Origin of the sequence: Yersinia sp. 22-579 (genome assembly GCF_030433455.1) — a bacterium.
Lineage (GTDB): Bacteria > Pseudomonadota > Gammaproteobacteria > Enterobacterales > Enterobacteriaceae > Yersinia > Yersinia enterocolitica.
Genome location: NZ_JAUJTZ010000007.1, coordinates 196865 through 212515, shown reverse-complemented (window position 1 = coordinate 212515; position 15651 = coordinate 196865). Strand labels below are relative to the sequence as shown.

Sequence of the window (15651 nt, the reverse complement as noted above, 5' to 3'; positions counted from 1 at the left end):
GCCAGCAACATTTGCAATAAATTACTTTTTCTAAAAAAGTATGAACCAAACCACATATTAGATGCATTTCTTCCGTCTAATAATGACCGTAAACCCTGTTCTTTTTTGCCAGCGACAATTCCCGTTAAAAAGCGCTTACTTAAATAAAATCAAGAGCCTTCATTAAGGAAATACAACTCTCCTTAATAGGGACTCTATTGCCAATAATTGGGAGCCATACAATGGGTGATATCCGCGAATGGGAAAACCTTGCTAATAAAGAACTCAACCGGCGAGGAAAAAAAGTCGAAGACCTGGTCACTAACACAGCAGAAGGTATTGCGGTCAAACCGCTGTATACCGCCAGTGACCTTGATGGGTTAGAAGTCACTGGCTCCCTGCCCGGCATGGCACCTTATGTCAGAGGGCCAAGGGCCACAATGTATGCAGCACAACCCTGGACCATTCGCCAATATGCTGGTTTTTCAACCGCTAAAGAGTCAAATGCCTTTTATCGCAGAAATCTGGCCGCGGGGCAAAAAGGGCTTTCAGTTGCCTTTGACCTGGCCACCCACCGTGGTTACGACTCCGACAATCCACGCGTTTCTGGTGATGTCGGGAAAGCAGGAGTGGCAATTGATAGCGTCGAGGATATGAAAGTCTTATTCGACCAAATCCCACTGGATAAAATGTCGGTCTCAATGACCATGAATGGCGCAGTGCTGCCCATTATGGCGTTTTACATTGTCGCCGCTGAAGAACAAGGTGTGGCTCCGGCACTACTCACCGGTACTATTCAAAACGATATTCTGAAAGAGTATTTGTGCCGCAATACCTATATTTATCCGCCCAAACCCTCCATGCGCATTATTTCAGACATCATTGCGTGGAGTTCACAAAATATGCCGCGCTTTAACACCATTAGTATCAGTGGCTACCACATGGGGGAAGCCGGGGCTAACTGTGTACAGCAAGTGGCCTTTACTATCGCCGATGGTATTGAATACATCAAAGCCGCGCTGAAAGCCGGTTTAAATATCGATGACTTTGCCCCACGCCTCTCCTTCTTCTTCGGCATTGGCATGGATTTGTTTATGAATATCGCCATGTTGCGGGCTGCGCGCTACCTCTGGAGTGAAGCGGTAAGCCAATTTGGTGCCACTGATCCTAAATCTTTGGCGCTACGCACCCATTGTCAGACATCAGGCTGGAGTCTGACCGAGCAAGATCCTTATAACAATATCATTCGCACCACCATTGAAGCGCTGGGAGCCACCCTCGGCGGCACCCAATCCTTGCATACCAACGCTTTTGATGAAGCCCTCGGCTTACCCACTGATTTTTCAGCACGTATTGCGCGTAACACGCAAATTATCATTCAAGAAGAGTCAGAAATTTGCCGCACCATTGACCCATTAGCAGGCTCATATTTTGTCGAGTCACTGACCGATCAAATGGTCAAACAAGCACGCAAAATCATTCAACAAATTGATGATGTGGGCGGAATGGCCAAAGCGATTGAGGTCGGGCTGCCAAAACGCATGATTGAAGAAGCCTCCGCGGGTGAACAATCACTTATTGATCAAGGCAAGCGCGTTATTGTCGGGGTGAATAAATACAAGCTAGAACAAGAAGCAGAAACGCCCGTGTTGGAAATCGACAACATCAAAGTGCGCAATGAACAAATTGCCCAGTTGAAAGATATCCGCGCCCGTCGTGACAATGCGGCAGTGCAACAGGCATTAGCACAATTGCGCCATGCCGCTGGGCATAATGAAAACCTGTTGGAAGCGGCAGTTCAGGCGGCACGATTACGGGCAACGTTAGGGGAGATTTCAGATGCCATGGAAACCGAGTTTGACCGGTATCTGGTGCCAAGCGAATGCGTGACCGGGGTGATTGCCCACAGCTATCATCAAAATGAAAACGACGCACAAGAGTTTGATCAAATCCTCGCACAAACTCAGCACTTCCTTGAACAAAATGGTCGGCACCCAAGAATTCTGATTGCCAAGATGGGTCAAGATGGCCACGACCGTGGCGCGAAAGTGATTGCCAGTGCTTATTCTGATCTTGGCTTTGATGTCGATCTTAGCCCCATGTTCTCCACACCGGAAGAAATCGCCCGACTGGCTGTTGAAAATGATGTCCATGTCATTGGTGCGTCATCACTGGCTGCTGGCCATAAAACCTTGATTCCTGAATTGGTCGAGGCATTACGCCAATATAACCGCCAAGATATCTGCGTGGTAGCGGGCGGTGTCATTCCTCCACAAGACTACGCCTTCTTACGTGAGCGCGGTGTTGCCGCTATTTATGGGCCGGGCACCCCGATGTTAGCCAGCGTGCGCGATGTCTTGCAACTGATCAGTGTCTGTCATGATTAATGCCAACAATCTGGATGATTACATCCAACGTTTACGCCGAGGGGAGCGGGCTGCACTGGCGCAAGCCATGACACTGGCAGAAAGCACCCTGCCCCAACATCAAGAATTAAGTGCCCGGTTACTGGACAGCATTATGCCCTATACCGGGCAAGCCAAACGACTTGGCGTCACCGGTACTCCGGGTGCGGGTAAAAGCACTTTTCTTGAAGCGCTGGGAGAGGAGTTGTTGGCACAAGGCCACAAAGTGGCGGTGATAGCCGTCGATCCCAGCAGCCCGGTCAGCGGCGGCAGCATTTTAGGGGACAAAACCCGCATGCTGAATTTATCGCGCGCTGAGCATGCGTTTGTCCGCCCCGTCCCGTCCAGGGGGCATCTTGGCGGTATCAGTCAGAGTACCCGCGAACTGATTTTACTTTGTGAAGCAGCAGGTTATGACATCGTTATTGTTGAAACCGTCGGGGTTGGGCAATCAGAAACTGAAGTCGCCGCAATGGTGGACTGCTTTCTCTCACTGCAAATTGCCGGAGGGGGGGATGATCTGCAAGGTATCAAGAAAGGCATTATGGAAATGGCTGATTTTATCGTCATCAATAAAGATGATGGCGAGAATCATATCAATGTCGATATTGCCCGCCACATGTATCACAGCGCACTGAATATCATCCGCCGCAAATACCCGGCATGGCAACCCCGTGTCCTAAGCTGTAGCGCCCTGGAAAAACGGGGGATTCGCGAAGTTTGGCAGGCTATACAGACCTTTTGGCCGGTGATGACCCAAAGCGGGCAGTTGGCAACCTTACGTCAGCAGCAGAATGTAGATTGGGTTCGTCACCAAATCGAGGCAAACGCGCTGGCAGCCCTATTTTCCCGCCCCGATATCCACCAGCACTATCAGCAAATGGAAGCCCTGTTGCAACAAAATCAAATTTCGCCTCGGGCCGGCATTAGCGCTGTCACTCATTTTATTACACAAAAAATTTTCAATTAAAGGGATAACAATTATGTCTTATCAGTATGTCAAAGTGTTGATTGCCAATCGGGTTGGCATTATTGAGTTCAACCACGCCCGCAAGTTGAACGCATTAAGTAAAGTGTTCATGGATGACTTGATGCTAGCGCTGCATGACCTCAATAAAACCGATATCCGTTGCATTATTTTGCGCGCCGCCGAAGGTTCAAAAGTGTTCTCTGCCGGCCATGATATCCACGAACTCCCCACCGGTCGACGTGACCCGCTTTCCTATGACGACCCGTTACGCCAAATCACCCGCGTTATCCAAAAATATCCTAAACCGATCATCTCAATGGTTGAAGGCAGTGTCTGGGGCGGTGCATTCGAGATGATCATGAGTTCAGATATCATTATTGCCTGTAGTAATTCGACCTTTTCCATGACGCCCGTCAATCTGGGGGTTCCCTACAATTTAGTGGGTATTCATAACCTTATCCGTGATGCCGGTTTTCACATTGTCAAAGAGCTGATTTTTACCGCCGCACCTATCACTGCCGAACGTGCCTTGTCCGTGGGCATTCTCAATCATGTGGTTGAACCCAGTGAACTGGAAGATTTCACTTTGAAGTTGGCGCACGTTATTTCTGAAAAAGCGCCGCTGGCGATTGCCGTGATTAAAGAAGAACTGCGTGTTTTAGGGGAAGCTCATACCATGAATTCTGATGAGTTTGAACGCATTCAAGGCATGCGCCGTGCGGTCTACGACAGCAATGACTACCAAGAGGGCATGAGCGCCTTTATGGAGAAACGTAAACCTAACTTTCTTGGACGTTAACCCTGAGCAGCTAAAGGATTTCTCTATGAAACGGTCATATTGCAGATTGACGGCTGATGAGGCCGCCGAGTGTATCGAGCATGGGAATATGGTGGTGTTCAGTGGATTTACCCCGGCGGGAGCGCCCAAAGTGCTGCCCGCAGCTATCGCCAAACGCGCTATAGCGCACCACCAACAGCAGAAAGAGTTTCAAATCCGCTTACTGACTGGCGCTTCAATCAGTGCTCAGGCTGATGATGAATTAGCCGCAGCCGAGGCTGTAGTGTGGCGTGCGCCTTATCAAACGGCTTCACTATTGCGGGAAAAAATTAACCAAGGCTCGGTTAGCTTTGTTGATTTGCACCTGAGTGAAGTGGCGCAAATGGTTAACTATGGTTTCTTTGGTGATATTGACGTGGCGGTGATTGAGGCCTCAGCCATCACCGCCGAGGGGAAAGTTTATCTCACCAGCGGTATTGGTAACTCACCGGTCTTTTTGCATAAAGCCAAGAAGATCATCATCGAATTAAATCATTATCACAGCCCTAGGGTCGCCGAATTGGCCGATATTGTTATGCTGGGGGCTCCACCTCGGCGCAATACTCTGCCGATATTCCATACTCTGGATAAGGTAGGCCAGCCTTATGTACAGGTTGATCCGGCCAGGATTGTCGGCATTGTCGAAACTGAGCTGCCGGATGCCAGTAATAGCCTTGATCGCGAAAATCCATTGTGTGAGAAAATTGCCGACAATGTGGTGAGTTTCTTGCTGAATGAGCTGAAATTAGGCCGTATTCCCCCCGAGTTTCTTCCACTGCAAAGCGGTGTCGGTAACATCAATAATGCTGTGATGAAACGCCTTGGGGGAAATCCCGACATTCCGCCGTTTATGATGTATTCAGAGGTGTTACAGGAATCGGTGGTGCAGTTGTTAGAGACGGAAAAAGTACTGGGTGTCAGTGCCTCGAGCTTAACAATTTCACCTGCCACATTAAAAAAAATCTATGACAATATGGACTTCTTCTCCAGCCGAATTGTTTTGCGTCCACAGGAGATTTCAAACAACCCAGAAATTATTCGCCGGTTGGGGGTGATTGCCCTCAATGTGGGGTTGGAGTTTGATATTTATGGTCATGCCAATTCAACTCATGTAGCGGGTACCGAATTGGTTAACGGCATTGGCGGCAGTGCCGATTTTGAGCGCAATGCCTATCTGTCCATCTTTATGGCCCCCTCTATCGTCAAAGGCGGGAAAGTCTCCACCATTGTGCCGATGTGTACTCATGTCGATCACAGTGAGCACAGTGTCAAAGTTATTGTTACCGAACAAGGTGTTGCGGATTTACGCGGCTTGTCGCCGATACAACGTGCCGTGGCGATTATCAATAACTGCGCCCATCCGATGTATCGCGACTATTTGCATCAATACCTGGCACAGGCCAAAGGGGGGCATTTACATCACGACCTGACCCAGGCATTTCGGCTACATCAAAACTTATTTGAATATGGTTCCATGCTCGCGCCTTAGTCGCCATCACGATCCGAATGGATATAGCCCATGACTTGTTCTATATGGTGATTATTCTTGAGTGAATAGAGATACTCGCGCATATACATGGGCTGATTTGGCGCATCGAAATATTTAAGTTTTGCCGGATTCACTAACCGATAAGCAAACTGTGGGACGACGGTCAGAAACTGCCCCTGCTCGACCGCACTGATTTTTGCCATAAAACTGTAAGGGCGATAAATAATGGTCGGGTTAATCCCAATAGAACGGAAATGCGCATCTAATAAGGACTCAAAATTAGCCCGATTCTGAAATCGCATTTGCAGCCACGGCAGCGTATTCAGAAGTTCCAACGATTGGCAATTTTCAAAACGACGCGAAACCAAAAAGCCGAGTCGCAGTAATGGCAGCTCCGTGGTTTGCAAACTATCAATATGCGTCACCCGAGGTGAGGCTTGTTGCGGGGAAATAATAAAATCCACCCGCCTGTCGAGTAAATCATCTATCACACTGTTTTCACTGAACTCGAAAGGCTGAGCCGTCACCCCATCATACTTATCGCTGAGGCTAAATAACTGATCGAAAATGATGGTGGGATAGGTGTTATCAATACCAATTACGATATTTTTTTGCCGCTGAGACAGTGAGACAATGGTATTATCAATTGCCGATAGCCGTTGATAAATAGGAAATAATTCTTGATAAAGTTCCTGACCCGCTTTGTTTAAACTGATGCTCTTTTCATTACGGGTAAACAGCGCATATCCCACTAACTCTTCCAGAGCCGCAATACTCTTACCAAAAGGTGAAGCGGTCATATGTAATTTTTCTGCCGCTTTGGCCATGCTGTTGGTTTGGGCCAAAATAATAAAATTACGCATTTTCTTTGAAATAAAAACGTTCATGACTTGACTGATGTAACAGAGGAAATAGTGCTACAGCATAAGGGAATCACCACCGCAATATTGTGAGTGCAGGACAACTATTGCATCTCGCCTGACATAAAATGCTGTCAGTAAACTCATTTTTAAATTTCAGATAGAGAAATAGCAAAGGCCCTAAATTATGGGCCTTTTCATCATTATGCAGCAAAAAGCGGGGCCGAGAACCTTGTTACCCCTGAGCCATCAATCCTAATAATTTAATAACAAAATAGAACACTACACCGATGACTAATGGCAGGATATATAAGGTAAAGAATTGCAAAAAGATAGTGTGATGCGGTAAGACGATTTTTGCTTCCAATTGCTCACGACTGCGCCCTTCACTGCCCTTCGCCTGCTCTAAAATCAGTTGGTCTTCAATACCTTCGCGGATATGCCGTACTTGCCGTGACATGCGCGCACCCGATGCCTGTAATGACAAACCCACGAAAATCAGCATATAAATAATGAAGAACATGATGTTCGATGCTGAAAACCCTTGTTCGAAATCAGGCACGGGCGAGTTGTACCAGAAGATATCCAGGAAAGTCGTGTTAAAGCGGATCATATCGGTCATTACGTGGATAAAATCCAGCATAACCGCATTAATCCCGGTGCTTTTTTGACTATATTGATAGGCAAAATTGATAATTGAAATCAATGTTGACAGCAGTGCTGGAATAAATACGAGCCACCCGGCTATCCGTTTGATGATAGCGACACGCCCAGCCTGTTGATAGGTCATGACTTCTCCTTGTAAATACCACAACTTATGTGGCCTTAGTTTACCCGCTACACTCCGATCTTGTGCAGAATTTTGCGAATGTTCTTACGATTCATGCAAATTCAAGCCTAGCTCATCCAGCGCAATATCATTAAGTTAATAAATTATACTGTAAGAAAGGCAGAGAATTGTGTTCTGTCGGTTCAATCGTTACGAACCAATGATAGAGTGTTCAATCGGTAGCGAGAAACCAAACAGGAGAAATAATAAATGGCGACCCCTCACGCAATTAAGGCCGCAATTTTCGATATGGACGGCTTACTCATTGATTCGGAACCGTTATGGCTACAGGCTGAACTTGATATTTTCACCGAGCTGGGGCTGGATACCTCGTCGAGAGATTCCCTACCCGATACCCTTGGATTGCGCATCGATTTAGTGGTGAAGCTTTGGTTCCAGTCCATGCCTTGGCAGGGGCCAAGTCAGGCAGAAGTTTGCAAACGTATTATCGCCCGGGCGATAGATTTAGTGGAAGAGACCAAACCGGTTTTACCCGGAGTGGAATATGCGCTGGAGCTGTGCCGCGCGCAAGGGCTGAAAATTGGTCTGGCATCGGCTTCGCCGCTGCATATGCAAAAACGCGTCCTGGCGATGTTAAATATTGAAAAATACTTCGACCGCCTGGTGTCAGCAGAATACCTGCCGCATAGCAAACCACATCCAGAAGTGTATTTAAATGCTGCATCTGACCTGGGTGTCGATCCCCTGGAATGCGTCACGCTGGAAGATTCAGTCAATGGAATGATTGCCACTAAAGCGGCACGTATGCGCTCTATTGTCATCCCTTCAGTTGAATACCGGGCCGATCCTCGTTGGGTATTAGCGGATATACAGTTAGAGTCGCTAGAGCAATTACGTAAAGAAGACATTTCGTAACTGTCGATTAACGTCACGATAGATTTTGCTGACGATGGTATGGCTGCCTGCGAGTGACTTTTGTATTAATTAATAGATTTTGCTGACGATGGTATGGCTGCCTGCGAGTGACTTTTGTATTAATTAAAGGCGGTTGGCGTTGATACCCAGCCGCCTGAACCTGTTTTACAAGAAATCATCCCGTTTTGGATTAAAGGTGTCGATCAAAATACTATTGTCTTCCAGTGATACTGCACCATGCATCTCGTTTTTAACGGCACGATAGGCATCACCCGCCTTCAAAATACGTTTCTGCCCTTCGATTTCCACCTCAAAACTACCCGCCGCCACATAAGCAATCTGGTCGTGAATATCATGCTTGTGCGCAACACCAATCGCGCCCTTATCAAAGTGAACGCAGACCATCATCAGATCATCGCTCCAGGTCATGACCTTGCGTTTAATGCCATTGCCTAACTCTTCCCAAGGCGTTTCATCATTAATAAAGAACATCTTCATTGTTTCTCCTCATTATTATGCAAAATGGTTTCTGGTGTAGCCTGGTCACAGTTTTACGCTGAATTAGGCCCATTCTACGGCCAAAATCCGCAGTTTGAACATTATTAATCCAAAAATCATGATGTCCCTCAAAAAATAATAAAACATCATTTCATTTTTATTGAATTAACTTCCCGCAAATACTATCATCACCACATCAAAAGAAACACCGGTCCGAACCGAAAGAGAGGCACCGACATGCAAATTCGTCAAAGCATTCATAGCGACCACGCCAGACAACTCGATACCGCAGGTTTGCGTCGTGAATTTCTGATTGAAAATATTTTTGTTTCAGATGAATACACCATGACCTATAGCCACATCGACCGAATCATTGTGGGCGGTATTTTACCTGTCGAGAAAACGGTCAGCATTGGTGATGAAGTGGGCAAGCAGTTAGGTGTGAGTTATTTTCTGGAGCGCCGGGAACTGGGTGTTATCAATATTGGCGGGCCGGGCCTTATCACTGTTGATGGGCAGGTTTACGAAATCGGTAATGAAGAAGCACTGTATGTCGGTAAAGGCGCGAAAGAAGTCACCTTTAATAGCCTTGAGAGCAGCAAACCAGCCAAGTTTTACTACAACAGCGCGCCAGCGCATACCCCTTATCCCAATAAGAAAATCACACTGGCAGAGGCTGCACCGCAAACACTGGGTGATGACGCGACCAGTAATCGTCGCACTATCAATAAATACATCGTGCCCGATGTGTTGCCAACCTGCCAACTGACCATGGGGTTGACCAAGCTGGCACCCGGCAATCTCTGGAACACGATGCCCTGTCATACCCATGATCGCCGCATGGAAGTGTATTTCTACTTTGATATGGACGAAGAAACAGCCGTCTTCCACATGATGGGCCAGGCGCAGGAAACTCGCCATTTGCTGGTTCATAACGAGCAGGCAGTTATTTCACCAAGTTGGTCTATCCATTCAGGTGTAGGCACTAAACGTTACACCTTCATCTGGGGCATGGTCGGTGAAAACCAGGTCTTCGGTGATATGGACCACATTGCCGTTAGCGAACTACGCTAAATGTTTGCCAACGGCGTTAAGCATCACCCTACCAAAGCCGTCCTTTGGGCGGTTTTCTCCCCAATATTATAATCGCGGTACTCTTTGGCCGCCTTGAGAGAGATGTTAGCTATGATCTTAGATTCCTTTGAGTTAAAGGGTAAAATTGCTCTGGTTACCGGCTGTGATACAGGTTTGGGCCAAGGCATGGCGATTGGTTTAGCCGAAGCGGGTTGTGACATTGTTGGTGTGAATATTGTTGAGCCAAAAGAGACCATCGAGAAAGTGACTGCCTTAGGCCGCCGCTTCTTAAGCCTGACGGCTGATCTGAGCAAAATCGATGGTATCCCTGCCCTGTTGGAACGCGCTATCGCTGAATTTGGCCAAATCGATATCCTGGTCAATAACGCCGGTATTATCCGCCGCGAAGATGCGATCAACTTCAGCGAAAAGGACTGGGATGATGTGATGAACGTGAACATCAAAACAGTGTTCTTTATGTCTCAGGCAGTTGCTAAACAATTTATCAAGCAAGGCACTGGCGGCAAAATCATCAACGTGGCTTCGATGCTGTCTTACCAAGGCGGTATCCGTGTTCCTTCTTATACTGCATCGAAAAGTGCGGTCATGGGTGTGACTCGTCTGTTAGCAAACGAATGGGCTAAACACGGCATCAATGTAAATGCAGTGGCGCCAGGTTACATGGCAACCAACAACACTCAGCAGTTGCGTAAAGATGAAGAACGTAGCAAAGAGATTCTTGATCGCATCCCAGCTGGCCGTTGGGGCTTGCCTGATGACCTGAAAGGCCCTGTGGTCTTCCTGGCTTCCAAAGCATCTGACTATATCAGTGGTTACACTATCGCTGTTGATGGCGGCTGGTTGGCTCGCTAAACCAATAAATATCACTAATTTGAGTTAAGGATTATTTCCTGCGGTTATTCGCCATATTCCAGCTCAAAACTCTATTAAGGCACAACATCAGTTGTGCCTTTTTTATTACTTATTTATCAAATAGTTAACAAACGAATCTTAACCAAAAATCTTGCCAAAACTGCAAAAATAAAAAATTCAAAACAACGTTCCGACTCCGATCACACTTTTGTCATTCGCCCAATGACTCGCCAGTAAATACAAATATAATAGATTGAAACGATGTTTCTATTTATAAGGAACTGTAAACCGGTTCCGACCTGACATTTCTATGATGGGGTTATGGTGATGGATTTTATAGGCAACATTAAAGGCAGCGACGCAGTGATGATTAACTGGCTCAGTGCTATCCGAAGCTATGTTGATTTAGTCCAGTCTGTAAGCCACAGCAATCAGAACCCAACCCCACTGATGGCCGATGGTTTTGATGTCCTGACTCACCAGCCTGTGGTCTGGAAATTTCCAGATGGTCGTAATATTCCGATATCTAACTTTGCCAGTCAACAGAACTGGTTACGTACATTGGATGCTCTCAGTCTGGTGACGCAAGACCCGCAATATCATCAACAAGCACGGGTACAGAGCAGCTATTTCATGCAACACGGTGTTCATGAGCAAAGTGGGCTGTTTTATTGGGGCGGCCACCGTTTCTTCAATCTGGACACATTAAAAACTGAAGGCCCAGAGTCGAAAGCACAAGTGCATGAACTTAAGCACCATCTGCCCTATTACGACTTGCTGCTCAGTGTCGATCGGGAAAAAACACTTAATTTCCTACAGGGTTTCTGGCATGCCCATGTAGAAGACTGGCAAACGCTGGATCTCGGCCGTCACGGCAGTTACGACAAGCAACGCGACCCACATGTTTTCACCCATGCGCGCCATGATGTGGTTAAACCTGAAGCCTTGCCGCAGTTACCTGAAACTAAAGGCCTGACCTTTGTTAACGCAGGCACCGACCTCATTTACGCGGCATATAAATATGCTGAGTATACCGGCGACATCGCGGCGGCTGCTTGGGGCAAACATTTATACCGTCAATACGTATTAGCCCGTAATCCTGAAACAGGGTTGCCGGTTTATCAATTCAGCTCGCCACAGCAACGTCGGCCAATACCGGAAGATGATAACCAAACCCAATCCTGGTATGGCGACCGTGCCAAGCGCCAGTTCGGCCCTGAGTTTGGTGAAATTGCTCGTGAAGCCAATGTCTTGTTCCGTGATATGCGGCCATTACTGATTGATAACCCATTAGCAATGCTGGATATCTTGCGCCAACAGCCGGATGCAGAAGTTCTACAATGGGTGATTGACGGGTTAAAAAATTACTATCGTTTCGCCTATGACGTCGAGAGCAATACATTGCGCCCGTTATGGAACGATGGACAGGATATGAGCGGCTATGTCTTACAGCGTGATGGCTATTATGGCGCTAAAGGTAAGGTTATCTCGCCATTCCCATTAGAAGTAGATTACCTGCTGCCACTGGTTAGAGCCTGGCGAGCCAGTGAAGATGACGAGCTGCTGGATTTGATTGCGGTATTACTGCACCGCTGGCAGTTAGCTGAATTAAACAAACAACAACGTAGTGCAGCACTGATGGATGGCAAAAAACCAGCCGCCTCCCCTTATCTGCTACTGGCCTTAGTTGAGCTGGCTGAACATTGCCAATGCAGCCAATTATTTGCATTGGCCTGGCAAATAGGGAATGACTTATTTCAACAACATTACCATCGCGGCCTGTTTGTCGAATCAGCGGAACACCGTTATTTCCGTATCGACAATCCGATTGCATTAGCTTTACTAACCTTAATTGCCGCGAAACAGAATAAGTTGGCAGCAATACCTCAATTTATTACCAATGGTGGTTACATCCATGGAGATTATCGGGTGAACGGAGAAAGCCGCACTCTGTATGACATCGATTTTATTTATCCGACGCTTTTGAATCAGTAGTTTTATTTATCTTTCATGTTATTAAAAATAGGTAAGCATTATGAATGAAAACAGAATGCTGGGGTTAGCCTATATATCACCTTATATAATAGGGTTGATAATATTCACGGCCTTCCCCTTTGTATCATCTTTCTTTCTCAGTTTTACTGAGTATGACTTAATGAACCCTCCCGTTTATAACGGGATCGAGAATTACCGTCATATGTTCCTGGAAGATGATTTATTCTGGAAATCTATGGGCGTTACTTTCGCTTATGTATTTCTGACTATTCCATTAAAATTGGCATTTGCTCTGGGGATCGCTTTTGTACTGAACTTTAAATTACGTGGTATTGGCTTCTTCCGTACCGCATTCTATATTCCGTCAATTCTTGGCAGCAGCGTAGCCATTGCGGTGTTATGGCGCGCTCTATTTGCCATTGATGGCCTGCTTAATGGCTTTATTGGGGTGTTAGGCTTTGACCCTGTCAACTGGCTGGGAGAGCCAGCGCTGGCACTGACATCGGTGACATTACTGCGTGTTTGGCAGTTTGGTTCTGCCATGGTTATCTTCCTGGCCGCATTGCAGAACGTCCCACAGTCACAATATGAAGCTGCCATGATTGATGGTGCCTCTAAATGGCAAATGTTTATGAAAGTGACCGTGCCACTGATTACGCCGGTTATTTTCTTCAACTTTATTATGCAAACCACACAGGCCTTCCAGGAATTTACCGCGCCTTATGTCATAACCGGTGGTGGGCCAACCCATTACACCTACTTATTCTCGCTCTATATATATGATACGGCGTTTAAATACTTTGATATGGGATACGGCGCTGCACTGGCCTGGATATTATTCCTGGTAGTCGCTCTCTTTGCCTCAATTGCATTTAAATCTTCTAAATATTGGGTCTTCTACTCCGCCGATAAAGGAGGAAAAAATGACTGACGTACAAAACTCCCACCAGAAGAAATTAGATCTGGCGCAGGATATTGCTGATGCGGAAATTAGCCGCACCCTGCGTAAAGCAAAAGTCAGTGCCATTTTCCGCTACGTTATTTTGATTATTGTCGGATTGATGATGCTCTATCCATTGCTGTGGATGTTCTCAGCTGCCTTTAAACCTAATAATGAAATTTTCACCACATTAGGATTATGGCCAGAACACCCTACGCGGGATGGCTTCGTTAACGGCTGGAAAACCGGTACGGAATATAATTTCGGTCACTACATGCTTAACACTTTTAAGTTTGTTATCCCGAAAGTCATTCTGACCATTATTTCTTCCACCATTGTGGCGTATGGCTTTGCACGCTTTGAAATTCCATGGAAGAAATTCTGGTTCGCAACATTAATCACCACCATGTTGCTGCCAAGCACCGTGTTATTGATTCCTCAATACATTATGTTCCGTGAAATGGGCATGCTGAATAGCTACATGCCGCTGTATCTGCCATTAGCATTCGCTACACAAGGGTTCTTCGTCTTCATGCTTATCCAGTTCCTGCGCGGTGTTCCCCGTGATATGGAAGAAGCGGCACAAATCGACGGATGTAACTCCTTCCAAGTGTTGTGGTACGTGGTAGTGCCAATCTTGAAGCCAGCCATTATCTCCGTGGCATTGTTCCAGTTCATGTGGTCAATGAACGACTTTATCGGCCCACTGATTTACGTCTACAGCGTAGATAAGTACCCGATAGCGCTGGCTCTTAAGATGTCAATTGACGTGACCGAAGGCGCACCTTGGAACGAAATTCTGGCAATGGCAAGCATCTCCATTCTGCCGTCCATCATTGTTTTCTTCCTGGCTCAACGCTACTTCGTGCAAGGCGTAACCAGCAGCGGAATTAAAGGTTAATAGAGGATTTATCATGGCTGAAGTCATTTTCAATAAATTAGGCAAAGTTTACTCCAACGGTTTCCGTGCAGTTCATGGCATTGATCTGAAGATCCATGATGGTGAATTTATGGTGATTGTGGGTCCATCTGGCTGTGCTAAATCCACTACCCTGCGTATGTTGGCTGGGCTGGAAACTATCAGTGATGGTGAAGTGCGAATTGGTGATCGGGTGGTCAATAATCTGGCGCCAAAATCACGTGGTATCGCCATGGTGTTCCAAAACTATGCGCTGTATCCGCACATGACCGTGAAAGAGAACCTGGCTTTTGGCTTGAAGTTGAGCAAATTGCCAAAAGATCAAATTGAAACACAAGTTGCTGAAGCAGCGAAAATTTTGGAGCTTGAAGATCTGCTTGACCGCTTGCCGCGTCAGCTGTCTGGTGGTCAGGCACAGCGTGTGGCTGTAGGCCGCGCCATCGTTAAAAAGCCCGATGTATTTTTGTTCGATGAGCCGTTATCAAACCTGGATGCCAAACTGCGCGCCTCTATGCGTATTCGTATCTCCGATTTACATAAGCAGTTGAAGAAAAGCGGTAAAGCAGCAACCACAGTTTACGTTACCCACGACCAGACTGAAGCAATGACCATGGGTGACCGAATCTGTGTGATGAAACTGGGTCATATTATGCAAGTCGATACCCCAGATAATCTCTATCACTACCCTACCAATATGTTTGTTGCCGGTTTTATCGGCGCGCCGGAAATGAATATCAAACCGAGCACGCTGGTAGAAAAAGATGGGAAAGTTGGCCTGACAGTCGGTCAATACACCCTGGTATTGAATGAAAGACAGCAAGCCAAAGTCGCTGCCCACGCCGGGGAAAAAGTGTTCTTTGGTGTACGTCCTGAGTTCGTCAGCATGTCTATGAATCCATTTACTGATAATCACTCACAAGGTGAATTGGTCCGTGTGGAAAACATGGGTCACGAATTCTTTATGTATATCAAAGTTGATGACTTTGAGCTGACCTGTCGTCTGCCGTCTGATGAAGCACGACCTATTATCGAAAATGGTCTGCATCGCACCGTGTACTTCCAGTTTGATATGGATAAATGCCATATCTTTGATGCAAAAACAGAAAAAAATATCTCTCTTTAACAGG

General features: G+C 46.6%; 14 protein-coding genes. 11 read left to right on the top strand and 3 right to left on the bottom strand.

Translation table 11 applies throughout. The features are described from left to right. Nucleotides 1–221: 221 nt before the first annotated feature. Genes scpA through QSV56_RS10850 form a run of 4 tightly spaced genes read left to right on the top strand, consistent with a single transcriptional unit; the run spans nt 222 to nt 5660 of the window. Entirely contained in the window at nt 222–2366 is a 2145-nt protein-coding gene (gene scpA, locus QSV56_RS10865; RefSeq protein WP_046050995.1) for a methylmalonyl-CoA mutase, read from the top strand. Beyond that, complete coding sequence (gene meaB, locus QSV56_RS10860) at nt 2359–3354, top strand: methylmalonyl Co-A mutase-associated GTPase MeaB (RefSeq protein WP_046050996.1); 996 nt, start codon at nt 2359–2361, stop codon at nt 3352–3354. Before scpA ends, meaB begins: the two co-directional genes overlap by 8 nt. 13 nt (nt 3355–3367) lie before the next feature. Then, a complete protein-coding gene (gene scpB / locus QSV56_RS10855) occupies nt 3368–4153 on the top strand; it encodes a methylmalonyl-CoA decarboxylase (protein ID WP_019079281.1) in 786 nt (261 codons plus the stop codon). 25 nt (nt 4154–4178) lie between these two features. Further along, nucleotides 4179–5660 (top strand): succinate CoA transferase, encoded by a 1482-nt coding sequence (locus tag QSV56_RS10850; protein WP_019079280.1) that lies wholly within the window; start codon nt 4179–4181, stop codon nt 5658–5660. Here QSV56_RS10850 and QSV56_RS10845 read toward each other — a convergent pair. Both QSV56_RS10845 and QSV56_RS10840 read right to left on the bottom strand, forming a co-directional pair. After that, complete coding sequence (locus QSV56_RS10845) at nt 5657–6547, bottom strand: LysR family transcriptional regulator (RefSeq protein ID WP_005161637.1); 891 nt, start codon at nt 6545–6547, stop codon at nt 5657–5659. The two genes, QSV56_RS10850 and QSV56_RS10845, sit on opposite strands and share 4 nt — an antisense overlap. A gap of 208 nt (nt 6548–6755) precedes the next feature. After that, nucleotides 6756–7310, bottom strand: coding sequence for a YniB family protein (locus QSV56_RS10840; protein ID WP_019079279.1), 555 nt, complete (start codon nt 7308–7310; stop codon nt 6756–6758). A 249-nt stretch (nt 7311–7559) separates the two neighbouring features. Between QSV56_RS10840 and hxpB the strand changes: the two genes are divergently transcribed. Further along, a complete protein-coding gene (hxpB, locus tag QSV56_RS10835) occupies nt 7560–8225 on the top strand; it encodes a hexitol phosphatase HxpB (protein ID WP_005170145.1) in 666 nt (221 codons plus the stop codon). A 165-nt stretch (nt 8226–8390) separates the two neighbouring features. Here hxpB and QSV56_RS10830 read toward each other — a convergent pair whose 3' ends face one another. After that, nucleotides 8391–8723: a cupin domain-containing protein gene (locus QSV56_RS10830; RefSeq protein ID WP_005170147.1), complete on the bottom strand. Its 333-nt coding sequence runs from the start codon at nt 8721–8723 to the stop codon at nt 8391–8393. A gap of 237 nt (nt 8724–8960) precedes the next feature. Between QSV56_RS10830 and kduI the strand changes: the two genes are divergently transcribed. The 6 genes from kduI (at nt 8961) to QSV56_RS10800 (ending at nt 15647) form a co-directional block, all read left to right on the top strand. After that, entirely contained in the window at nt 8961–9797 is an 837-nt protein-coding gene (kduI, locus tag QSV56_RS10825; protein ID WP_019079278.1) for a 5-dehydro-4-deoxy-D-glucuronate isomerase, read from the top strand. Between the two features lie 111 nt (nt 9798–9908). Beyond that, nucleotides 9909–10670 (top strand): 2-dehydro-3-deoxy-D-gluconate 5-dehydrogenase KduD, encoded by a 762-nt coding sequence (gene kduD, locus QSV56_RS10820; RefSeq protein WP_005161658.1) that lies wholly within the window; start codon nt 9909–9911, stop codon nt 10668–10670. A 327-nt stretch (nt 10671–10997) separates the two neighbouring features. Next, nucleotides 10998–12665 (top strand): pectate lyase, encoded by a 1668-nt coding sequence (locus tag QSV56_RS10815; RefSeq protein WP_026017822.1) that lies wholly within the window; start codon nt 10998–11000, stop codon nt 12663–12665. Between the two features lie 40 nt (nt 12666–12705). Continuing rightward, nucleotides 12706–13596 (top strand): carbohydrate ABC transporter permease, encoded by an 891-nt coding sequence (locus QSV56_RS10810; RefSeq protein WP_005161668.1) that lies wholly within the window; start codon nt 12706–12708, stop codon nt 13594–13596. Further along, entirely contained in the window at nt 13589–14506 is a 918-nt protein-coding gene (locus tag QSV56_RS10805) for a carbohydrate ABC transporter permease (RefSeq protein WP_005161693.1), read from the top strand. The genes QSV56_RS10810 and QSV56_RS10805 overlap by 8 nt, the downstream gene beginning before the upstream one ends. Nucleotides 14507–14519: 13 nt before the next feature. Then, nucleotides 14520–15647, top strand: a complete 1128-nt coding sequence (locus tag QSV56_RS10800; protein WP_019079275.1) for an ABC transporter ATP-binding protein — start codon at nt 14520–14522, stop codon at nt 15645–15647. The last annotated feature ends 4 nt before the right edge of the window (nt 15648–15651 follow it).